Origin of the sequence: Micromonospora echinofusca (genome assembly GCF_017614955.1) — a bacterium.
GTDB lineage: Bacteria > Actinomycetota > Actinomycetes > Mycobacteriales > Micromonosporaceae > Micromonospora > Micromonospora echinofusca_A.
In genome coordinates this window covers 1-21,583 of record NZ_WVUH01000092.1, presented here as the reverse complement: position 1 = coordinate 21,583, position 21,583 = coordinate 1, and the positions used below count along the sequence as shown (strand labels likewise).

The 21,583-nt window shown below is 72.5% G+C and carries 16 protein-coding genes; 4 read left to right on the top strand and 12 right to left on the bottom strand.

What is annotated here, in order from left to right:
• From GSF22_RS13170 to GSF22_RS34725, 9 genes are all read right to left on the bottom strand, one after another.
• The coding region (locus GSF22_RS13170; RefSeq protein ID WP_208813836.1) for an ROK family protein at positions 1–421 on the bottom strand (421 nt) is incomplete at its 3' end.
• Positions 418–1,260, bottom strand: coding sequence for a carbohydrate ABC transporter permease (locus tag GSF22_RS13165; protein ID WP_208813835.1), 843 nt, complete (start codon positions 1,258–1,260; stop codon positions 418–420). The genes GSF22_RS13170 and GSF22_RS13165, both read right to left, overlap by 4 nt.
• The gene (locus GSF22_RS13160) at positions 1,250–2,197 is read right to left on the bottom strand and encodes a carbohydrate ABC transporter permease (protein ID WP_208813834.1); all 948 of its coding nucleotides are present in this window, start codon (positions 2,195–2,197) and stop codon (positions 1,250–1,252) included. Before GSF22_RS13160 ends, GSF22_RS13165 begins: the two co-directional genes overlap by 11 nt.
• 13 nt (positions 2,198–2,210) lie before the next feature.
• On the bottom strand, positions 2,211–3,494 hold the full coding sequence (locus GSF22_RS13155) for an ABC transporter substrate-binding protein (RefSeq protein WP_307803964.1): 1,284 nt from the start codon (positions 3,492–3,494) through the stop codon (positions 2,211–2,213).
• 37 nt (positions 3,495–3,531) lie between these two features.
• Positions 3,532–5,127: an FAD-dependent oxidoreductase gene (locus tag GSF22_RS13150; protein ID WP_208813838.1), complete on the bottom strand. Its 1,596-nt coding sequence runs from the start codon at positions 5,125–5,127 to the stop codon at positions 3,532–3,534.
• A 41-nt stretch (positions 5,128–5,168) separates the two neighbouring features.
• Entirely contained in the window at positions 5,169–6,218 is a 1,050-nt protein-coding gene (locus GSF22_RS13145) for a LacI family DNA-binding transcriptional regulator (protein WP_208813833.1), read from the bottom strand.
• A 337-nt stretch (positions 6,219–6,555) separates the two neighbouring features.
• Positions 6,556–6,960, bottom strand: a complete 405-nt coding sequence (locus GSF22_RS13140) for a YunG family protein (protein ID WP_208813832.1) — start codon at positions 6,958–6,960, stop codon at positions 6,556–6,558.
• Between the two features lie 576 nt (positions 6,961–7,536).
• Positions 7,537–10,674, bottom strand: coding sequence for an isoleucine--tRNA ligase (gene ileS, locus GSF22_RS13135; protein ID WP_208813831.1), 3,138 nt, complete (start codon positions 10,672–10,674; stop codon positions 7,537–7,539).
• A 214-nt stretch (positions 10,675–10,888) separates the two neighbouring features.
• Positions 10,889–12,520, bottom strand: coding sequence for an ABC transporter substrate-binding protein (locus GSF22_RS34725; protein ID WP_244367316.1), 1,632 nt, complete (start codon positions 12,518–12,520; stop codon positions 10,889–10,891).
• A 124-nt stretch (positions 12,521–12,644) separates the two neighbouring features.
• On the opposite strand from GSF22_RS34725, the gene GSF22_RS13120 reads away from it, so the two are divergent.
• Positions 12,645–12,983, top strand: coding sequence for a YnfA family protein (locus tag GSF22_RS13120; RefSeq protein WP_208813830.1), 339 nt, complete (start codon positions 12,645–12,647; stop codon positions 12,981–12,983).
• A 99-nt stretch (positions 12,984–13,082) separates the two neighbouring features.
• Here GSF22_RS13120 and GSF22_RS13115 read toward each other — a convergent pair whose 3' ends face one another.
• On the bottom strand, positions 13,083–14,465 hold the full coding sequence (locus GSF22_RS13115; RefSeq protein ID WP_208813829.1) for a hypothetical protein: 1,383 nt from the start codon (positions 14,463–14,465) through the stop codon (positions 13,083–13,085).
• A gap of 348 nt (positions 14,466–14,813) precedes the next feature.
• Here GSF22_RS13115 and GSF22_RS13110 point away from each other — a divergent pair, with 348 nt between their 5' ends.
• Positions 14,814–15,617: a hypothetical protein gene (locus tag GSF22_RS13110; protein WP_208813828.1), complete on the top strand. Its 804-nt coding sequence runs from the start codon at positions 14,814–14,816 to the stop codon at positions 15,615–15,617.
• Between the two features lie 43 nt (positions 15,618–15,660).
• Here GSF22_RS13110 and GSF22_RS34720 read toward each other — a convergent pair whose 3' ends face one another.
• A complete protein-coding gene (locus GSF22_RS34720) occupies positions 15,661–16,329 on the bottom strand; it encodes an RICIN domain-containing protein (protein ID WP_208813827.1) in 669 nt (222 codons plus the stop codon).
• A gap of 184 nt (positions 16,330–16,513) precedes the next feature.
• On the opposite strand from GSF22_RS34720, the gene GSF22_RS13100 reads away from it, so the two are divergent.
• On the top strand, positions 16,514–17,245 hold the full coding sequence (locus GSF22_RS13100; RefSeq protein ID WP_208813826.1) for a HEAT repeat domain-containing protein: 732 nt from the start codon (positions 16,514–16,516) through the stop codon (positions 17,243–17,245).
• Positions 17,246–17,270: 25 nt separating this feature from the next.
• Here the strand turns inward: GSF22_RS13100 and GSF22_RS13095 are convergent, their stop codons facing one another.
• On the bottom strand, positions 17,271–17,816 hold the full coding sequence (locus GSF22_RS13095) for a carbonic anhydrase (RefSeq protein ID WP_208813825.1): 546 nt from the start codon (positions 17,814–17,816) through the stop codon (positions 17,271–17,273).
• Between the two features lie 104 nt (positions 17,817–17,920).
• Between GSF22_RS13095 and GSF22_RS13090 the strand changes: the two genes are divergently transcribed.
• The coding region (locus GSF22_RS13090) for a putative inorganic carbon transporter subunit DabA (protein ID WP_208813824.1) at positions 17,921–21,583 on the top strand (3,663 nt) is incomplete at its 3' end.

The window sequence follows — 21,583 nt, the reverse complement described above, 5'->3', positions numbered from 1 at the left end:
CGTCCCGCCCACCCCGGGCGGCGCCGACCCAGCACTCCCCGAGCGCGGCGGCGTGCACGTCGTTGACCACCCGCACCGGGCGGGCCAGTCGTCCGGCCAGCTCGTCCGCGACCCGGGTACCCGTCCAGCCGGGCAGGCTCGCCGTGGCGTACCGGATGGTGCCGGTCGCCGGCTCGACGGTGCCGGCCGTGCCCACCCCGACCACCGTGGGCCCCGGGCCGTCGCCCGGGAGCAGTTCGGCGGCGAGCCGGGCGGCGGTGTCCAGCACGGCGACCGGCCCCGCCCCGGCCGGGGTGGGCGCCTGCCGCCGCTCCCGGACCGTGCCGTCGGCCGCGACCAGCGCGGCCACGGTCTTGGTACCGCCGATGTCGACGCCGACCGCCGCCCCCGACCCTTTGCCGACCGCCTCGACCCTGGTCATCCCTTCAGACCGGTGTGCGCGAGACCCTCGACGAACTGCTTCTGCGCGACCACGAAGACGGCCAGTACCGGCAGCGCGGTCATCGAGGCGGCGGCGAGCTGTACGTTCCACATCGGACCGCCGTACGCGTCGACGAACTGGGTGAGCGCCTGCGGCAGGGTGAACTTCTCCGGCGAGGAGAGGAACACGATCGGTTCGAGGTAGAGGTTCCAGCTGTGCAGGAAGGTGAAGATGGCCACCGCGCCGAGCGCCGGTCGGGACAGCGGCAGGGCGATCTTCCAGAAGGTGGCGAACCGGCCCAGCCCGTCCACCCGGGCCGCCTCCTCCAGCTCACCGGGGAGGCTGATGAAGAACTGCCGCATGATGAACGTGGCCAGCACGCTCGGTGCCCCGAGGATCGGCACCAGGATCAGCGGCCAGTGGGTGTTCACCAGACCCAGCTTGAAGAACATCTGGAACAGCGGCACGATCGTCACCTCGCTCGGGATGAGCAGGCCGGCGAGGATCACCAGGAAGAGCACGTTCTGCCCCCGGAACCGGATCCGGGCGAAGGCGTACCCGGCCAGCGCGGACACCGCCAGGGTGCCGACGGTGACCACCAGCGCGATGTAGAGGCTGTTCAGGTACTGCTGGCCGAACGGCTGCAACTCGAACACCCGCCGGTACGCGTCCAGCTCCGGGTCGCCCGGCCACAGTTTCGGCGGGAACGAGAAGATGTCCGACACCGGCTTCAGCGACGAGGTGACCATCCACCAGGTCGGGAAGACGAACGGTACGGCCAGCACCATCAGGATGGCGTAGAGCCCCAGCTTCGCCCGCAGCGGCACCTCACGACTCATGGTGGACCCACCTCCGACGCATCTGCCACTGGAGCACGGTCAGCGCGAGCACGATGCCGAACAGCACGATCGACAGGGTGGCGCCGTAGCCGAAGTGATGGAACTGGAACGCCTGCTGGTAGAGGTAGTAGACGAGCACCGTGGTGGAGGTGCCCGGACCGCCCTGGGTGAGCACCGCGATCTGCGCGAACACCTGCAACGAGCCGACCACGGTGATGATCGAGGTGAGCAGGATGGTCGGGCTGATCATGGGTACGGTGATCCGCCGGAACTGGCGCAGCCGGCCGGCCCCGTCCACCTCGGCGGCCTCGTACAGCTCGGCCGGTACGCCCTGGAGCGCGGCCAGGAAGAGCACCATGTTCAGGCCGACGTTCTTGAACACCTGCACCACGACGACCGAGATCATCGCGGTGGTCTCGCCACGCAGCCAGTTCGGCCCGTCCACCCCGATCGTGTCGAGCAGGCCGTTGATCCCGCCGTTGTCCTGGAGCAGGAAGCCCCAGACGATCGTCCAGGCGACCAGCGAGACCACCACCGGCGAGAAGAACAGGGTGCGGAACACGATGGTCCCGCGCAGTTTCTGGTTGAGCAGGACGGCGAGCAGCAGGGCCAGGGCGAGGTTGAACACCACCAGACCGACCGAGAAGAGGCCGGTGGCCCGCAGTACCGGGCCGAGGTTGGTGTCCTCCGCCAGCGCCGAGTAGTTCTCCGTACCGACGAACTCGAACGTGCCGGCCAGCACGTTCCACTCGTGCAGGCTGTACCAGACCACCAGGATCAGCGGCAGGATCACGAAGACGGCGCTGCCGAGCAACTGCGGCGCGATGAACAGGTATCCGGTGAGCTGGTCGCGGCGGCGGGTGGTCCAGTACGGCCGCGCCCGGCCCAGGGTGGGCCGGGCCCCGACCCGGTCCACCCTGGTGTCGGTCTGGGACATGGTCGCCGCTGCCCTACTTCGCCAGCAACGGCTGGATCTTGGTGCAGACGCCCTCCAGCACCGCCCGGACGTCCGCGTCCGCCTTCCACAGCGGGTCGAGTCCGGCGCGTACCTGCTGGCTCAGCTCGGCCTGCCCGGCGTGGTTGGGCTTGACCACACCGTTGGTGATCCCGTCGATGACGACCTTCTGCAACTGCTCCGGCTTGAGCTTCGGGTTGGTCTTCGCCAGCGTCTCGGCGGTCAGCAGGGACTGCCGGGGCGGCGGGAAGAACTGGGCGAGCTTCGCCGAGTTGGTGGGGTTGGTCAGGAAGGCGAGGAAGTCGGCCGCCTCGTCGGCGTGCGGGCTCTTCTTCATCACCCCGATGCCGGCCTGGCCGACCACCGAGTAGTTGCCCTTCGGGCCGGCCGGCAGCGGGACCAGGTCCCAGCCGAAGCCACCGTCCTTGAGCAGCGAGGCCCGGGAGATCTGGGTGACCGTCATGGCCGCGTCCCCGGCGAAGAAGTCCGCCGTGGTACCCGGACCCGGCAGCGCCTTCGCGGTGAAGATCGCCCTGTGCAGGGTGGTCATCGCGTCGACCATCTCCGGTGCGGCGAAACCGCAGGACCTCCCGTCGGCGCTCCATGCCTGGGCACCCCAGCCGGTCCAGAAGGTGGACAGGTTGTCCCAGCCCTTGTAGTCGAAGTCCCGGATGACCAGACCGGCCCTGCCGGTGGCGCCCTGCACGGCAGCGGCGGCGGCCAGCGCGTTGTCCCAGTTCCACTGGCCGCCGGCGATCAGCTCGGCGGGCGTCTTCTGGCCGGCCTTCTTCAGCAGGTCGGTGTTGACGAAGACGCCGAACGGCGAGGTGGAGAAGGGGTACGCGAAGAGCTTCCCGTCGTTCTGCCACAGCTTCAGGGTGGCCGGGGAGAGGTCGTCGTAGCCGTAGCCGTCGACCTTCTTCAGCCGGTCGTCCAGCGGCAGCAGCGCGCCCGAGGCGACGAAGTCCGGCGCCGAGTTCTCGAACACCCAGGCCAGGTCGGGGGCGTTCCCGCCGGCGATCTGGGTGGTCAGGGTGGTGGTGTAGTTCTCGAACGGCAGCGGGTCGAAGGTGATGGCCGTGACGCCCGGGTTGGCCTTCTTGTACTCGTCGGCGATCTCGTTGAACAGCTTCAGGTGCGCCTCGTTGGCGCTCCAGATCGTCATCCGCAGGCTGGTCGGACCGTCCTGCCCGGCCTCCTCGCCGCCGCCGCAGGCGGTCAGTGCGAGTACCCCGGCCAGTGCGACGGCGAGACCGCGCACGCCCTTTCCTGTTCTCACAAGGTTCTCCTCATCGGGGGATGGTGGAAGGTGTCGATCAGTAGCCGGCGATCTCCGGCCAGCGCAGTTCCACGCCCGCCGCCGTGCAGCGGTCCTGGAAGTCGGTCAGCAGTCGGGGGTCGTTCCGGACCGCACGGGGCGAGGCGCCCCGGTCCAGGCAGAAGTCGGCGAGCAGGCCGGCGACCTCGCCGACGTTCCACTCGACCGGGTGCAGCCGGTAGCTGCCGTTGGTGACGTGCGTGGTGCCGATGTTCTTGCCGGCCGGCAGCAGGTTCTCCACCCGCTGCGGGATGAGCGCGCCGAGCGGGATCTCGAACGGGCAGGAGCCGACGTCGATGTAGTTGTCCCCACCGGTCGACGGGTGCAGGTCGATGCGGTACATCCCCACCCCGATCGAGTCCGGGTAGTCGACCGCCCCGTGCGCACCCCGGACCGCCAGCGACAGGTCCTGCTCGACCACGGTGTACTCGGCCCGGATCCGCCGGGACTCCCGGATGTAGGGCGCCTGGGCGAGACCGTCCGCGCTGCCGGTGACGTCGCCGCGCAGCCGTAGGCCGGGGAAGCCGGTGCCGCCGTCCGGCCGGGGTGCCTCGGTCTGCATCCAGTAGAGCACCGAGTACGACAGATCCCGGGCCTGCGACAGGTGCCAGGAGGCGTTCGGTACGTCGATGACCGGACCCTCGAAGTAGTCGATCATCGGCCAGTTGACCAGGGTGATGTCGCTGGCGTAGGCGCCCTCGGTGAAGTTGCGCCGGGCCGCGATCCGGCGGAACGTCCACAGGTTGCCGTCACCCGGGTCGAGTCGCTGGTCGGCGTTGACGGCCAGCGGGTCGTCGTCCGGGTTCGGGGTGAAGCTGCGCTCGACGATCTCCAGGGTGCGCGGGTGCGGCGACCGCCAGGAGAGCAGCCGGTCCCCCCAGAAGTCCGGCTTGTAGTCCCGCCAGAACTCGTAGTTCGCCGGCCGGTCGATGGTGTGGTCGCCGTCGACGTGGTCGAGGGCGAAACAGACCGAGACGGCCTGCATGTTCAACGGCTGCGCCTGTGCCGGGGCGCTCGGCTCACCGGTCTCGGACTGCGCCTCGAAGCCGGTGACGTACTCGGTACCGGTCAACGGCAGCAGCTCACCGGTCTCGGTGGCGTCCAGCACGTACGGCGCGACGATGTCGATCCGGGTGTCCCGGTCCCGGTGCGCCACGGTCACCCCGACCACCCGGTCCCCGTCGGTCTCCGCAGCGACCGGGCGGTACGGCTGGAGCACGGTCAACCGCCCGGAGCCCCGGTACGGCGCCAGCATCTGCTCGATGACCGCCACGGCGACCCGGGGCTCGTGGCAGAGCCGGCTCACCCAGCCGGCCCCCGGGTTCAGGTCGGTCCAGCCCCGGGACCGTTCGGTCAGCGGATAGTGCCGGCGGTAGAAGTCACGGATCCCGTTGCGCAGGGCCCGGTAGCTGGCGGTGGCACCGAACTGTTCGATCCAGGAGTGCTCGTCCGGGGGCACGGCCTGGCTGGTGAGCTGCCCGCCGAGCCAGTCGAACTCCTCGGTCAGGATGACGGACCGGCCGGACCGGGCGGCGGCGAGAGCCGCCGCCACCCCGCCCAGCCCGCCGCCGACGACGAGGACGTCCGCACGCATCTGTGCCACTTGTTTCCTTCCAGGTTGCGGGGGTCGCCGCCTCAGTTGCGGTCGACCGCCGGATCGGGGGCGCCGAGGGTCTCGCCCTCGACCAGTACGCACGGCAGGAGCCGTTGCGGGACGTCGGTCGCGCTGCCGTCGACGACGGTGGTCAACACCTCGACCGCCTGCCGGCCCATCTCCTCGCGGGGGATGTGGAAACCGGTGAAGGTGATGTCGCTGGGTACCGGGACGGTCGGGTCGCCCAGGGTCACGATGGACAGGTCACCGGGGACGCTCAGCCCCCGGCGCCGGGCGGCCAGCTCCAGCGCCACGGCGGTGCCGAAGTCCTCCACCAGGGCGACCGTGGTCCGGTCGGCGCGCAGGTTGTCCAGGAGCAGGTCGGCGTCCTGGCCGGTGGTGGCGAACTGCCGGGCGCTCTCCGCCGCGCGGGTGGACCGGGCGAAGCCGTGCTGCCGGTCGGTGGAGGACTCGGCGGTCAGCCCCATGCTCAGGTAGGCCAGCCGTCGGTGTCCCCGGGCCAGGGCGAACTCGACGAGTTGCCCGACGGCGGTGGCGTAGTCGGCGCCGACGTAGGGCACCGGTCCGCCCGCGTCGTCCCGGCGGCCGACCGCGACGTACGGGAAGCCGTCCTCGTTGAGCCGACGCAGCTCCGTACCGTCGATCTCCCGGCCGAGCAGGATGCAGCCGTCGGCCAGCCGGAGCCGGTTGTCCTGGTGGAAGACCTTACGTCGACCGTCGACCACCGGCGCGCTGGTGAACAGCAGCAGGTCGCAGCCGACCCGTTCGGCGTACTCCTCGATGCCGAGCAGGAACGGGTGGAAGAAGTCCCGGCTGCCGCTGGGGAAGGCCGGCTCGTAGGTGAACACGCCGATGATCCGGTTGAACCGGGAGACCAGTCGGCGGGCCACCGGATCGGCGACGTACCCGGTCTCGTCGATCGCCCGCAGTACCCGGCGCCGGGTCTCCGGGGCGATCCGGACGTCCGCATCGGACCGGTTGTTGAGCACCAGCGACACGGTTGCCTGGCTGACGCCGGCCAGGCGCGCGATGTCACGTTGGGTAACTCGCCTCGGTGCCGGTGGAGTCACGAGAGATCCTTTCCCGGGAGCTGCTAATACGTATCAGTCGACGTGGTTGGAGGGAGCCTGGCGGTTTCACCCGGGTGTTGTCAAGGTTTCGGGCGAGAAAAACCCCGGTACTAATACGAATTAGCACCCGACGCGAGCGACCCGCCCCCGGACGGCAACGCCCTGCATCGATGGCCGCCCACCGTCGACGTCTCCCCTGACCCAGAGTGAGATGTAAGGAAGGGCCCCCGCTTAACGCTTTCGGTAGAGGAAGGGCCCCCTGTTAACACCTCGACCCGGTGGCCCGGCCGGGCGGCGTGGTCAGTGTGTACGCGGGGCGGTCATCGTGCGTGGGCGGTCATCGTGCGTGGGTGGCCGGTCCGGCGAGTGCCCCGAGTTCGGCGAGCACCCGCTGCCGCAGGATCTCGTACTGCGCACGGCACCGTCGAGGGGCGCCGGGTGGCCGTTGCTGCACCTGGCCCCCGACGACGACTTCCCCCGGGCGGAACTGGTCAGCCGTGAGGTCCACGTGCCGGCCGTCGGGTAGCCGGTTCCAGTAATGGTGACCAGTCCTGGTGTCCTGCACGACGACCTCACCGAGGATCAGCTCTCCGCCGAGCAGCTCCTGGACGATCAGCGCGGTCACTCCGCACTGACCCCGGGCGGGGTTGTCCGGCCGCCAGTCCGGCACGTCGTGCGGGTCGCAGGTGTCCGCTCCCCAGCTCGCGCGAAGTATCCGGCGCAGTACCTCCAGGTCGAGCAACCGAAGACCTCCCCGCTCGTCGACGCACGCAGAACGCCGCCACGAAGTGTGCGCCCTCGACCAGATCGAGGGTCAAGCGAGGATCCCGGCCCGGCCCGGCCCGGCCCGGCCCGGCCCGGCCCGGGCTGCGGCTGCGGCTGCGGGACAACGCTCTCGTTCTGCTCCCTTTTCAGGAGGTCGGGCTGTCGGGTCGAGGTCGACACCCCGACCACCTGGAAACCGAGCGGATCACAGGATGGACGAGGGGTGAGTCGGACGGTGGCAGGCGGAGGAGGTCGTCCCGGCGGGGCTGCCCGCCCGGGTACCGGGACAAAAGGGTCGGTGCCGGCCCGGAGCCCCAGGTGCCGGCCCGGAGCCCCAGGTGCCGGCCCGGAGCCCCAGGTGCCGGCCCGGAGCCGTTGTCTGCTGGCACAGACGGTGCAGCTCGACAGGCGGCGAACCGGAGACCCGCTGGCGGCGGGGGACGCGGCGGTGGCTGCGGCGGGGGATTGCGCGGCGTCCCCCGCCGGTGGCTCCAAGACAGCGGTACGGCCTGAGCCCTGGACGTGCCGGGCTCAGGCCGTACCAGGTGCGTGTCTAGCGGGCGGCCCGGCGCAGCCAGAGCCGCAGACCGGTCTCCTCGTCGGTGTGCGCCAGGTCCGCCGGGGACAGCTCGTCCTCCACCAGGCTGACCGCCAGCACCGCCTCGGCGATCTCCGTCCGGCCCTCGCGGATCGCCTCGGCCAACTCACCGTCGGCCCGCAGACCCAGCTCGATCCGGTCGGTGATGTTCAGATCGGCCTGCTTGCGGGCGTCCTGCACCAGCCGGATCGCCTCGCGTACCAGACCGGCCCGGCGCAGCTCCGGCGTGATCGTGGTGTCCAACGCGATGGTCACCTCACGCTGGCTGGAGACCGCCCAGCCGGTACGCGGGGTCTGGTTGACCAGGATGTCGTCCTCACCGATCTCCACCGGCTCCCCGTCGACCGTCACCGTCGTGGTGCCACCGCCGCTGACCGCCTTGGCCAGCTCGGCCGGGTCGGCGGCCCGCAGCGCTGCCGCGACCTGCTGGGTACGCGAACCGAACCGCTTGCCGAGCTGCCGGAAGTCCGGCTTGACGGTCACGTCGATGACGGCGTCCGAGGTGTGCAACGGCGCCACCTCGCGGATGTTCAGCTCGTCCCGCAGGTAGGCCAGCAGTTCGTCCGACGGGGTCTGCTGCTCCGGTACCGCGATCAACGCCCGGGCGAGCGGCTGCCGGACCCGCAGACCACTGGCCTTCCGCGCGGCCCGGCCCGCCTCGACGAGGCTGCGTACGGTCGCCATCTCCGTCCGCAGCCCCTCGTCGAGCCGGCTGGCGTCCTGGGTCGGCCAGGTCGCCAGGTGCACCGACTCGGGACCCTCGGGTGCCGCCGGCCGGACCGCGACCTGCCAGGCCTGCTCGGCGATGAACGGTACGAACGGCGCCAGCAGGCGGGTCAGCACCTCGATGGTCTCGTGCAGGGTGGCCAGCGCCGCCGGGTCGCCCTGCCAGAACCGGGTCCGGGACAGCCGGACGTACCAGTTGGAGAGGTCGTCGACGAAGCTGCTGATGGCCCGGCCGGCACCGGTGGTGTCGAAGTCCGCCAGGGCCGCGTCGACCACCCCGACCAGGCGGTGCAGTTCGGCGAGGAGCCAGCGGTCCAGCGGGGTCCGCTCGACGGTGGCGGCGGGCTGCGGGGTCCAGTTGTTGGCCTCGGCGTACAGGGTGAAGAAGGAGACGGTGTTCCAGTAGGTGAGCAGGAACCGGCGGACGATTTCGTCGATCGCGCTGTCCCCGACCCGGCGCGGCGACCAGGGCGAGCCGGAGCAGAGCATGAACCAGCGCAGCGCGTCGGCGCCGTGCCGGTCCATCAGCGGGATCGGTTCGATGATGTTGCCCAGGTGCTTGCTCATCTTGCGGCCGTCCTCGGCCATGATGTGGCCCAGGCAGAGCACGCTCTCGTACGGCGACCGGTCGAAGGCGAGGGTGCCGACCGCCATCAGGGTGTAGAACCAGCCCCGGGTCTGGTCGATCGCCTCGGCGATGAACTGCGCCGGGTACGCCCGGGCGAACTCCTCCTCGCTGCCGGGCACGTGCGGGTACCCGAGCTGCGCGAACGGCATGGACCCGGAGTCGAACCAGGCGTCGATGACCTCCGGTACCCGGACCGCGTCGGCGCCGCACTGCGGGCAGTCGAAGGTGACGTCGTCGATGTACGGCCGGTGCGGGTCCAGCGCGGTGAGGTCGCGCCCGGCCAGTTCGCCCAGCTCCGCCCGGGAGCCGACGCAGGTCAGGTGGGCGTTCGCGCAGCGCCACAGCGGCAGCGGGGTACCCCAGTACCGGTTGCGGGACAGCGCCCAGTCGATGTTGTTCTTCAGCCAGTCACCGAACCGGCCGTGCTTGATGTGCTCGGGGTGCCAGTCGGTGCGCTCGTTCTCCCGGAGCAGTTCCTCGCGGATCTGGGTGGTGCGCACGTACCAGGAGAGCTGGGCGTAGTACATCAGCGGCGTGTGGCAGCGCCAGCAGTGCGGGTAGCTGTGCTCGTACCGCAGGGCGCGCAGCAGCAGACCCCGCCGCTCCAGTTCCTTGACCAGGATCGGGTCGGCGTCCTTGAAGAACTGGCCGCCCACCATCGGCACGTCGGCGGCGAAGTGGCCGTCCGGGCGGACCGGGTTGACCACCGGCAGGCCGTACCGCCGGCAGGTGGCGAGGTCGTCGGCGCCGAACGCGGGTGCCTGGTGGACCAGGCCGGTGCCGTCCTCGGTGGTGACGTAGTCGGCGAGCAGGACGCGGTGTGCGTCGGGGATGGCGACGAAGTCGAAGGGGCGCTGGTAGTGCAGGCCCTCCAGGTCCCGGCCGGGCAGGCTGGCCAGGATCTCGGCACCCTCGCCGAGGGCCGCACCGACCAGGGGTTCGGCGACCACGAAGGTGCCCTCGGCGGTCCGGGCGACCACGTAGGTGACGTCCGGGTGGACCGCCACGGCGGTGTTCGAGATCAGCGTCCACGGGGTGGTGGTCCAGATCAGCAGGTCGACGCCGCTGATCCCGGCGACCTCACCGGTCACGGGCAGCCGGACGTACACCGACGGGTCGGTGACCGTCTCGTACCCCTGCGCGACCTCGTGGTCGGACAGGCCGGTGCCGCAGCGCGGGCAGTACGGCGCGACCCGGTAGTCCTCGACCAGAAGTCCCCGGTCGAAGATCCGCTTGAGCGCCCACCAGACGCTCTCCACGTACTCCGGGGTCATCGTCCAGTACGGCGCGGACATGTCGACCCAGTAGCCGACCCGCTCGGTCATCGCCTCGAATTCGCCGATGTACCGCTTCACCGACTGGCGGCAGCGCTCGTTGAACTCCGCGATGCCGATCTGTTCGATGTCCTGCTTGCCGGAGATGCCGAGTTCCTTCTCCACGGCGATCTCGACCGGCAGGCCGTGGCAGTCCCAACCGGCCCGGCGCGGGACGTGGTAGCCCTTCATCGTCCGGTAGCGGGGGAAGATGTCCTTGAACACCCGCGCCTCGACGTGGTGCACGCCCGGACGGCCGTTGGCGGTGGGCGGGCCCTCGTAGAAGACCCAGCGCGGCCCGTCGGCGGTCTGCGCCAGGCTGCGCTGGAAAATGTCCCGCTCCCGCCAGAAGGCCAGCACCTCGTGATCGACCTTGGGCAGATCGATCCGGGCGGGCACGGCGTTGAACGGCGATGCCTCGGACACCCTGCTGCTCCTTACGGATGGGGCTTGACGACGGACGAACACGTACCGTCATCGATACGGGTACAGATCGGATCGGATAGGCGCATCAGCCTAAAGATTCGTCTCGTTCGCCCTCATGATAATCCTGCGTAGCGGTCACCGAGGTCGGGCCCGCGCGCCGGTGGGGCGCCCGGAGCGCCGACCACCGCGCGTCACGGCGGGCCGGGTGAGCCGGTCAGGCGACCCGGCGGATCGCGCCGGCCGGTGGTTGCGGCACCGTGTCGGGGTGCAGGATCGCGGCGATCGCCTCGACGCCGTCGACCAGCCGGGGACCGGGTCGGACCACGATGCCGTCCGCGTCGAGGGCCCACACCTCGGCGCCCGGGAACCTCGGCGCGACCGTCTCGGCCTGCCGGGCGGCCCCGTCCAGGTGGAACCCGCACGGGGTGACCAGCACCACGTCCGGTGCCGCGTCGGTCAGCTCGGACCAGGGCACCTGCACCGAACGGGCCCCGGGGCGGGTGGCGACCGGCTGCCCGCCGGCGGTCTCCACCAGGTCGGGTACCCAGTGGCCGGCGGTGAACGGCGGGTCGACCCATTCGACCACGGCCACCCGGCGGCGGGGTCGGCCGGCCACCGCCGCGGTGACCGCCGCGAGCCGGTCGCGCAGGCCGGACAGCAGGGTCGAGGCCCGGTCCGGTACGCCCGCCCGGTCGCCGACCGCGACGATCGTGTCGAGCACCTCCGCCAGGGTGTACGGGTCCAGCGACAGCACGTCGGCCCGGCAGCCGAGGTGGTCCAGGGCGTCCGAGACGTGGTCCGAGGGCAGGGCGCAGACCCGGCACAGGTCCTGGGTGAGGATCAGGTCCGGGGCCAGGTCGGCCAGCGCGTCGGAGTGCAGGGTGTAGAGGTCGCCACCGGCCGCCATCTGCGACCGGACGTAGTCGTCGATCTCGGTCGGGGTCATCTCCCGGGTGTCCCGCCCGCCGACCACCACCGCCTTGCGGCCCCGGTCGGCGGCCGGCAGCTCACACTCGAAGGTCACCCCGACCAGGTTCTCGCCGAGGCCGAGGGCGTAGACGATCTCCGTCGCGGACGGCAGCAGGGACACCAGACGCATACCGTCATCCTGCCCGGTGCCGCCCCGCCAGAGCGTGCCGACCTCGGCGAAGCCCGCTGCGCGCAGGGCGTCGAGGTGCCACTCGACCGGCGGGTTCCACTCCGGACTGTGCCCGGTGGGGTAGATCTGCTGCCGCTTCTCGGCGAGCGGGGCGAGGGCCGGGTCGGCGGCGACCTGCTCCCACCAGGCCGACCAGGACAGGGCGGCGCCGGCGGCGTACCGGGCATTGCGGTGGGCGCGGGCCCGGTCGAGGAGTTGTGCGCCGAGGGTGGGCAGCCCCGGGTCGGGCATGTGGTCGGCGTTGACGAGGAGCCCGCCGGGGCGCAGCAGGTCCCGGATCTCGCGGTAGAGGGTGGCGAGGCGGTCGCCGTCCAGCCAGTGCAGGGCGGTGGCGGTGAGCACGGCGTCGTACCCGTCGTACGGCAGGGCGGCCGTCCAGCCGGGGTCGTCGAGGTCGGCGGTGACCACGGTGGCCCGGCCGGTCAGGGACGCCTCGGCGATGGTGAGCAGAACGGGGTCGAGGTCGACCAGGGTGAGCTGTGCCTGCGGCAGGCGGGTCAGCGCACGGAGGCTGATCGAGCCGGTACCGCCGGCCAGGTCGAGGATCCGGGGGTCCGGCCGGTCCGTGACCGCCTCGACCGCGTCGAGCATCGTGTCGAACCGGTGCTCGCGATCCGGCAGGTACGCCTCCTGCTGGCGGTCCCAGCTCTCCTGCCAGGCGCGGACGTCAATGCGGTAAGGAGTCATGAAGAGAACGCTAGTTACCGGCCGGATCGGCTGTCCAGGCCGGTCCGGCGCTTGTTGCAAACTATGGGCAATAGCAAAATCAGGGCGCCAGTGTCGTGCGGTCCGACCGGCTACGGTCGGTGGCGTGACCGTGCTCCGCTCCCTGCTGCTGTTCGCCCTGGCCGCGCTCGCCGAGATCGGCGGCGCCTGGCTGATCTGGCAGGGCTGGCGCGAACACCGGGGCCTGTGGTGGATCGCCGCCGGGGTGCTCGCCCTCGGCGCCTACGGCTTCGTCGCGACCTTCCAACCCGACCCGAACTTCGGTCGGATCCTCGCCGCGTACGGTGGCGTCTTCGTCGCCGGCTCGCTGGCCTGGGCCATGGTCGTGGACCGGTTCCGGCCGGACCGGTGGGACCTGCTCGGTGCCGCCATCTGCCTCGTCGGGGTCGCGGTGATCATGTACGCCCCGCGCGGCAACGGCTGAGCCACGACCCCCGACCAGCGGGGCGAACTGTCCACGACCAGGTGGCGCCCCGGCGGCCGGTACGCCGATCAGCGGGTCAGCGCGACGCGGGTCGTACGGTCACTCGGCCTCCGCCGCCGCCAGCGAGGGCTGCGGACTCCGCTGGGCCGGTACCACGTCGGCGGCGTCGGACCAGCCGTGGTGTCCGTGCCGGCCGTGCTGCCCGTCGTGGCCGTGCTGTCCGTTGTGGCTGTGCTGTCCGTGCTGCCCCGGGAGACCGTTGCCGGCGTGCGGCACGTCCTGCCCACCCGGGTCGCCCAGGACCGGACCGGCCGCCGCGCCGGCCTGCGGGCCGGCATCCCGGCTCACGTCCGGCCGGGCCGGCGCCACGATCGGGTACTCGCTGGTCGGCGCGCCACCCGCAGCGGCGGCGATGACCGCGGCGGCGGCCAGGTCCGCCACCCGCTTCGCCTCCCGCTGCACCCGCGCCCGTACCTCCTTGGCGTGCCGCTCGGCCGACTCGGCCGCCTGCCGCGCCTCCTCCAGGCGGGTCAGCTCGGTCGCCACGTTCTGGCGGACCTCGGTGAGCCGCTGCTGGAGCTGCGCCATCTCGCCGTCGATCGCCGCCCGCTCCTGACGCGACTGGGCGAGCTGCTGCTTCTCCGTCTCCAGGTCGGCCTGCTGCTGGGCCAGGGCCTGCTGGAGGGCCTGGATCTCCCGCCGGACGACCGTCAACTGCTGCTGCTGGATGGCGGCCTGCTCGTCCGCCCGCCGACGCAACTCAGCCGAGTAGTGCTGGGCCTCGGCGTAGAGCGCCGAGCTCTTCTGGGTGGCCAGGGCCTGCTGCTGGGTCAACTCCCGCTCGACCGCGGCCTGCCGCTCGCCGAGTTCCTCCTCCACGTCGGCCCGCCACTTGGCCAGCTCCTCCTGGGCCTGCGCCCGGGCCGCCTCGACCTCCTGCTGCACCTGGACGCGGGCCGCCTCCAGCATCGTCGTCGCCTCGGCCCGGGCGCTCTCGATCTGCTCGGCGCTCTCCGTGCCGATGCGCTGCGCCTCCTGCTCGGCGGCGTCCCGGGCGGCCTCGCCCTCCGCCCGCAGCTGGTCGGCCCGCTCCCGCGCCTCGGCGAGCACCTTCTCGGCCGCCGCCTCGTGGTCGGCCGCCCGCTGCGTGGCAGCGTTGACGATCGCCTCCGACTGCTTCTCGGCGAGGGCCAGGATCTGCTCGACCATCGGGCCCAGGTCCCGGAAGGACGCCCGGTCCAGCTGCGGGGGCCGCTGCCGCAACTCGGTCAGCTCCGCCTGGAGCTGCTGGTGCTGCGCGGCCAGGTGCTGGATCTGCCCGAAGGTCCGCTCGCGCTCGGCCATCAGGTTGGAGATCTCGCTCGCGGTCCGTGTGACGTACTGATCCACCTGCCGCTTGTCGTAGCCGCGTAGCGCGAGCTCGAAGCTGGGCCGCGAGTTGGTCTCCTCTGGTGAGGTGAACAGATCCTCGCCGTGGGACATGCGCCATCCTCCATACGCTCGCCAGCGCGATGCCGGCGGATGAGCCGCGCCACAGCACTGATGATGCGCGGCCGGCGGACCGGGTCGCGCCCGCCTGCAGTTGCGCAACGCTACCGCCGTCCCGGTGTGTACCACCAGCCGCCCCTGATACCAAAACCGGTGACCCGTCGGTTGGTTTCCGGTGGCGCAGCCGACCGGCCGTCACCTGTGGAGACCGTCCGGTTGCGTCAGGTCACCACTGTCGGGGCGGTGCAGACGCGGCCCGAACCGGACCGGGAGGTGGCCCGGCGGTGCCGGCCGTCCGGGGCGATCGGGCACGGTAGGGTGCGGACACCTGGAGGTGGCCCGATGTCTGCGGAGTCCTGGGAGCGTTCGACCTCGCTGCGTCCACCGTCCGTACCGTGTCCCGGCTGTGGGGAGAACGGACGGCGACCGGTCCTCGGGGCGGCCGGCGGATGGAACGACCGGGGCGTGTGGCGGTGCGCGAGCTGCTCCCGACCGCTGGCGGAGCTGCCCTTCGGCCCTACCCAGGTGCCGGACGGCCGGGCGGAGATGGAGGCGGCGGTCGGGCTGATCGGCGTCCGGGTGCCGGCCCTGGCCCGATGCAACCCGGACACCGTCTACGAGATCCTGCGACCGTACTTCGAGGCTGGTTGGTGTGTGCGGGACGTCCTGCGGGCCCTGGACCACCTGCCGGACAACCAGCCGCACCCCGGTCAGGGGGTGGCCTGGTCGGTACGCGAGAGCCCCGACAAGATCATGTGGACGCTGCGCCAGCGCCTGCGGGCCTGGCGGTGGCGTGACCGGCCGGAGGAGGAGAGCATCATGCGCGGCTGGTGGACCGAGATGTCCGCCGCGATGCGGGTGGCCAAGGAGGAACAGGACCACCGCGCCGCTGTCCGCGACGAGGACTGGACGCGCCAGCGGACGCGGGCCCGGGTCAGCGACGGAACCGCGCGGGCCATGGCCCGTCGGCAGGCCGAGATCGCGGCCGGCATCGCCAGACGGGCCCGCCGCGAGGCAGACCAGCGGGAGAACGCCCGGATAGCGGCGGAGATCGCCGCCGGCAAGGCCGCCTCCCGCGCCTGGCAGCCCGACCCGTCCGGGCAGCGCACCTGGAGACCAGGCCCCGGCGGCGCCGCCGGGGCCTGAGCCGTACCGTGGTCGCGGGCCACGGAGCCGGCAGGGCGCGGGATCAGCCCCAGGTGCCGGCGTAGACGAGCCGCCAGTGCTGGTTGGCCCCACCCCAGCAGTCGCCCTGGACGACCCGGGCACCGTGGGCGGTGCTGGCGTTCGCCACGTCCAGGCACTTGCCGCTGTGCCGTGCCCGGATCTCGTACGTGCCGTTGGAGAGCTGGACGAACCACCAGTGCTGGTTCGTTCCGCCCCAGCAGTCACCCTGCACGACGGGTGCGCCGTGGGCCGTGCTGGCGTGCGCCACGTCCAGGCACTTGTTGCTGTGCTGCGCCCGGATCTCGTAGTAGCCGTTGCCGATGTGGATCCACCGCCAGTGCTGGTTGGTCCCGCCCCAGCAGTTGCCCTGCACGACCGGGGTGCCGTGGGCGATGCTGGCGTTCGCCACGTCCAGGCACTTGTTGCTGTGGTCCGCGCGGAACTCGTAGTAGTCGACCGCCTGGGTACCCGGCGAGGTGACGCTCCGCTGCGCCTCCGGCGCGCTGCTCCCGGCCCGCGTGTCCGGTCCGCCGTTCCCGGCCTGCGCAGCCCCGGTGCCGAGCGTCAGTAGCGCGCCGGTCAGGAGGACGGACAGCAGGGAGGTCACCGTCACCCGCAGGGGCCGCCGACGCTCCGGCGACCTGCGGGACGCACCCTCTGGCTGGTTCTTCTTTCCGCTTCTTCCGATCACGTCTGCTCCCTACCTCGGTGGCTGCCCGGACGGCGGCGATCAGGTGGTTCCACCCTGGTGGGTGCCGGTACTGTCCGACGGATTCCCGGACACGGGACGGCCCGTCGGTACCCAGCGCTGACCGGCGCCGCGCCCCCGGTTCGGCGGCCCCGGCGTCCGTCGGAGGTATCTATGCTGGCCGGCGATGGCTGACCTCGTGCACCTGACACCGGAACGCGCCGGTCGGCGGATTCTCCGTTCCGGTGTCGCGGCACGCAGCCGGGGCTCCTCCGGGGACTCCGGCGTCTACTGCATGCCCGTGCTGCCGTCGTTCACCCTCACCCACCAGTGGGTCCGCGAACTGAAACGGTGGCACCCCGGCGTGCTCGTCGCCGTACGGATCCGCGTGCCCGACTCCCAGCCGGTCACCGTCGGCCACTATGGGGCGCAGCCTCGACAGCTCACGGCGGCACAGGCCGTGGCGATGGTGCGTGGTCTCGCCGACCCGCGCGGCTACGAGGTGTTCGTTCCCCGTGCCGTCGCTCCCGACGAGGTGCGGGACGTCCGACGGATTCCGCAGGGCATCGGCTGGCGGTACCAGCCGGATGCGCACGGCCGGCGGCCGTGCGCCTGCCCGGTCTGCCTCGCCCCGGGGACCCCGGGAGCGGCGGCGGTCCGCCAGCGGTTCTCCGATGACAGGCCGAACCCGAAACCCGAACTCATGGCCGCACTGCGGGCCGCGACCACCCCCGACGAGATCGTCGACGCACTGTGGGCTCTCGGCGGTCGGCGGCGGGGCGGCGCCGAGGAACTCGCCTACCTCGCCGGGCATCCCGATCCCGAGGTCCGCGAGACCCTGGCCGAGGTGCTGCGCTCCTACCGTGGTGCGGCTGCCCGGACCCTCCGCGCGACCCTCGCCGACCCGGACCACGCCTAGCGCGACGTCCACCAGCCGTCGGCGGTCACCGTCCGACCGGTCGGCCCGGTGGGCGTACCGGTGGGGCGGACCGGCATACCGGCGGCGGGTCGGTACGCGGTACCGGCCGCAGCGTCTGCCGGCTGTCGTGCCAGGACATGCCGCGAATGGCACAGTGGCCGGACCGGACGGCGGCGTCGAGCAGGGGTGACCGGTGCCGCAGTTCGGCGATGACGGCGCGGACCCGCGCGTGCCCGGTGCCGCCGGGTAGCCGGCACGCGTGGTGGCCGAGTACGACCACCAGCGGTACGTGCAGCTGGTCGACGGCGTACTCGATGCTGCCGAGTACCGCCGGACCGATGCCGAGGCCGGCGGTACGCACGGTGAACAGGTCGCTGCCGCCGAACATGACGGCCGGTTCGGGTTGCGGGTCGGCGCAGGCGAAGACCGCAGCGACCGGCCCCGGTCCGGCGAGGGCGGCCGGTGTCAAGGCGATGCCGGCGCGGAAGCGGTCGTGCCCCGTACGCAGGGCGGTGTGGGCGGTGCGTGGGCTCAGCGGCTGTCTGCGGTCGGTGGGGTCGGGAACGCTCATCGCCGCTCCTCTGTCGTGAACCTGTCTCAGGCTTCCTGTTGCGCGACTCACGATACACGAATTGCAAATCGTGTTCTAGAGTGCGCATGTCTGAGGAGGTGGTGATGTCTGTCGTGCTGGTTGCAGGAGTACTGGTCGCGTCCGCGTCCGCGGCGGTGTGCGCGTGGGTCGTACCGGAACCGCGGCGGGCGGCCCGGGTGGCCGGGTTGTTGCTGGTGGTCGCCGCCGTCGCGGCTGTCGGGCTGTTCCTGACAGTCGCGGGCGGCGGGCCCACGGTCGGGTTGCTGGCGCGACCGGAGGTGGGCGGCATCCCGGTCAGCCTCGGGGTGCGGGTGGACCGTCTCGGCGCGCTGTTCGTGCTGCTGGTCTGCGGGATCGCCGCGGTGGTCGCCGGCTACGCGCGGCGCTACCTCGACGGTGAGCCGGGGATGGCCGCCTTCCAGGCGCGCGTCGCGGCCGCCACGGTGGCGACCCTGGTGATGGCGACCGCGCCCAGCCTGGTGCAGTTCGCCGCCGGCTGGATCGCGGCGGGCGCGATGCTGGTGGGGTTGATCGGTTACCACCGGGACCGGCGGCACGTCCGGGAACTGGTCCGTCGCGTCCGGCGGCTGTTCCTGGTCGGCGACGTCGCACTGGTGGCCGGGTTCGCCCTGCTGACGATGCAGGCCGGCAGTGCCGACCTGGCGGCTGTCCGGGCGGCCGCCGCCGGTGCCCCCGCCGGACTCCTGGCGGCGGCGGGCGGGCTGCTGCTGGTGGCCGGCATGGTGCGCTCGGCCCAGGTGCCGGTGCACGGCTGGTTGCCCTGGACCCTGGAGGCGCCGACCCCGGTGTCGGCGTTCCTGCACGCCGGGATGGTCAACGTGGCGGGCTTTCTGATGATCACCTTCGCCCCCGTCGTCGTCGCCGCGCCGGTGGTGATGGCGGCAATGCTGGCGGTGGGCCTGGTCACCGTCGTCGCGGGCGCCCTGTCCGCTGCGGTCCGTACCGACGTCAAGGGGGCCCTGGCGCGGTCCACGGTGGCGCAGATGGGGTTCATGCTCGCGCAGTGCGGGCTCGGCGCGTTCGGACTGGCGGCCCTGCACCTGGTGGGGCACGGCGTGTACAAGGCGTACGCCTTCCTGTCCGCAGGTGGTGCCGTGCAGGCGCAGGCGCGGGCGGCCCACGTGCCGCAGCCCGTCGAGCCGGCCGGTGGCTGGCGTCGCACCGCCGCAGCCGCCGCTGTCCTGATCGTCGCCGTCGGGCTCACCGAGTTCCTCCTCGGCGCCCCGTCCGGGCTGCTCAGCGCCGCGCTTGCGGTCGCCGCCGCGGTCGCCGCGCTGCGGACCGCGCTGTCCGACCGGCGACTGCCGGCAGCCACCGTGCTGGCGATCACCGCCACCGTGGTCGTCCTGACCAGCGGCTACCTGGTGGCGGGGCAGGCGGTCACCCAGTGGCCGGCCCTGCCCTCGGCCGTGCCGCCCGTCGGGGCCACCGTCACGGCGCTGGTGCTGGCAGCCGTCGCACTGCTGTCCGGCGCCGCCCTGCGCGGTCGGCTGGTCGGGCTGTGGTGGTGGGCCTGGCGGGACGGGTACCTGCCCCTGCTGCGCCGCTGGACGGCCGTCCGCTTCGCCGCCGGCACCCGGACCCGCCCGGAGGCCGCAGACCCCCGGGGGTACCTGGGCGAACCGGACCGGTACGACCCGGCCCGCGCGCTGGCCGCCGCGACCGCCGCCGCCGATCACGTCGCCGCGACCTGGCCGCTGGACACCTTCGTGGCGGTCAACCCCCTGGCGGGTCTGGAACGTACGCCGTTCACGCAGGCCACCGCACGACTCCGTGAACTCGGCGGCCTGCGGGTCCACGCGCCCACCGCCGAATGGCGGCAGCGGCTGCACGACGGTGGGATCAGCGAGGCCGACCTCACCGCCGCGTTGCCGGTGACGACCGTTGGAGCCGGTGCCGTACCGGTCGGTGGGCGGCTCGTCGACGTCGCGGACCTCCACCTGACTGTGCTGCGCCACCCGGTGCATGACGGGGCGGCGCCCCCGTCCGACCTGCTGGACGCGGCAACGCGCCGGCTCGCCGCCCTGCCCACCGCCGCCCTGCCCACCGGCGTCAGCTCCGGCCACGACGTGCCCGGCCACGACGGCCGTACCCTCGCCGAACTGCTCGACGACGCGCTGGGCGGCCGGCTCGGCGCGGACATCGACGACCTGGTGGCCGGCTGGTGCGCGGCGCACTGCGGTCGCCCGGCCGCCCGGTGGCCGGTACCCGGTGCCGAGACCGACGGTTGCTGGTCGCGCTGGCGGCGGGTGGCCGCAGCCGACCTCGCGCCGGGCCTGCTCGGCGTCACCGGCTTCGGTGCGTTCCTCGATGCGCTGCCGGCCGCCCCCGAACAGGCCCTCGCCGCCCTGCTGCGAGCGCTCGGCGTCCCGCCCGACGGGTGGGCGGCCTACCTGTCACGGTCGCTGCTGCGCCTGCCCGGCTGGGCCGGATATGCGCGCTGGTCCCAGACGCACCCCGGGCAGCGGCCGGCGTTGACCGTGGTCGACCTGCTCGCGGTACGCCTCGCCTACGAACTCGCCCTCGGCGGCGCCGCCGCCCGGCGTCACCTCGGGGTACCCCCGGTCGTGGACCTGGTCCGGGCGGAGTCGCGCGGCACCGCCGCCACACCCGTCGGCGTCGACCCGGCCGCCCTCGCCCGGCTCGCGGCGGTCCTCGGCCTCGACGGCGTCACCCTGGCCGGGCTACCGGAGGAGAGCCTGGCCGCGTTCCGCGACGCACTGGTCCGCCTCTCCCCGGACCGGCAGGTCGAGGTGTGGCTGAGTGCAGCGGAGAACGCCTACCGGCGGCGGCTCCGCGACCTCCTCGACCGTCGTCAACCGCACCGGGGGCCGGCGGAACCGCCGCTCGCCCAGGCGGTGTTCTGCATCGACGTGCGGAGTGAGGGACTGCGCCGGCATCTGGAGGCCGTCGCCCCGGTACGCACCTTCGGCTTCGCCGGCTTCTTCGGGCTGCCGGTACGTACCACGGCAGCCGGGGCCCGACGCGGCCGGGACCGCTGCCCGGCGCTCATGCAACCCGTCGCCACCGTCCACGAGACACCTGTGCCGCAGCCGACGGTGACGACCACCACCGACGGGACCGTCCCCGCCGACCGTGAGGTGGGGCACGTCCTCCGCCGACGTGTCCGGCACGCCTGGCGGCGGGCGTACGACGGCGCCAAGGCCAGCCCGGCCGGCGCGTTCGCCTTCGTCGAGGTGGCCGGCCTGCTCGCCCTGGCCGCCCTGCTGCTCCGCAGCGTGGCGCCCCGCCGGCTCACGCCACCCCCCGACGACACCGCACCGACCGCCACCGACCTGAACGCCGCGCTGACCCTCGACGAGCAGGTGTACTACGCCGAGGCGACCCTGCGCACGATCGGGCTGACCACCGGCTTCGCCCCGCTGCTGCTGCTCTGCGGGCACGGCGCGACCAGCACCAACAACCCGTACGCCGCCGCTCTCGACTGCGGTGCCTGCGGCGGTAACCGGGGCGGGGTCAGCGCCCACCTCGCCGCCGCCATGCTCAACAATCCCCGGGTACGCGCCGCGCTCGCCGAGCGTGGCATTTGGATCCCCGACCACACCCACGTCCTGGCAGCCGAACACGACACCGTCACCGACGAGGTACGGCTGCTCCACGCCGACGGTGTCCCGGGCGTCCTCCGACCGGCGGTCGACGCGCTGACCGGCCATCTCGCGCTCGCGGGGGCCCGGCTGCGTGCCGAACGGGCCACCCGGCTACCC

Coding starts and splice junctions, on each gene's coding strand:
- GSF22_RS13165 (WP_208813835.1), bottom strand. CDS start 1,260: ATGAGTCGTGAGGTGCCGCTGCGGGCGAAGCTGGGGCTCTACGCCATC.
- GSF22_RS13160 (WP_208813834.1), bottom strand. CDS start 2,197: ATGTCCCAGACCGACACCAGGGTGGACCGGGTCGGGGCCCGGCCCACC.
- GSF22_RS13150 (WP_208813838.1), bottom strand. CDS start 5,127: ATGCGTGCGGACGTCCTCGTCGTCGGCGGCGGGCTGGGCGGGGTGGCG.
- GSF22_RS34725 (WP_244367316.1), bottom strand. CDS start 12,520: ATGACTCCTTACCGCATTGACGTCCGCGCCTGGCAGGAGAGCTGGGAC.
- GSF22_RS13115 (WP_208813829.1), bottom strand. CDS start 14,465: ATGTCCCACGGCGAGGATCTGTTCACCTCACCAGAGGAGACCAACTCG.
- GSF22_RS13110 (WP_208813828.1), top strand. CDS start 14,814: ATGTCTGCGGAGTCCTGGGAGCGTTCGACCTCGCTGCGTCCACCGTCC.
- GSF22_RS13100 (WP_208813826.1), top strand. CDS start 16,514: ATGGCTGACCTCGTGCACCTGACACCGGAACGCGCCGGTCGGCGGATT.
- GSF22_RS13095 (WP_208813825.1), bottom strand. CDS start 17,816: ATGAGCGTTCCCGACCCCACCGACCGCAGACAGCCGCTGAGCCCACGC.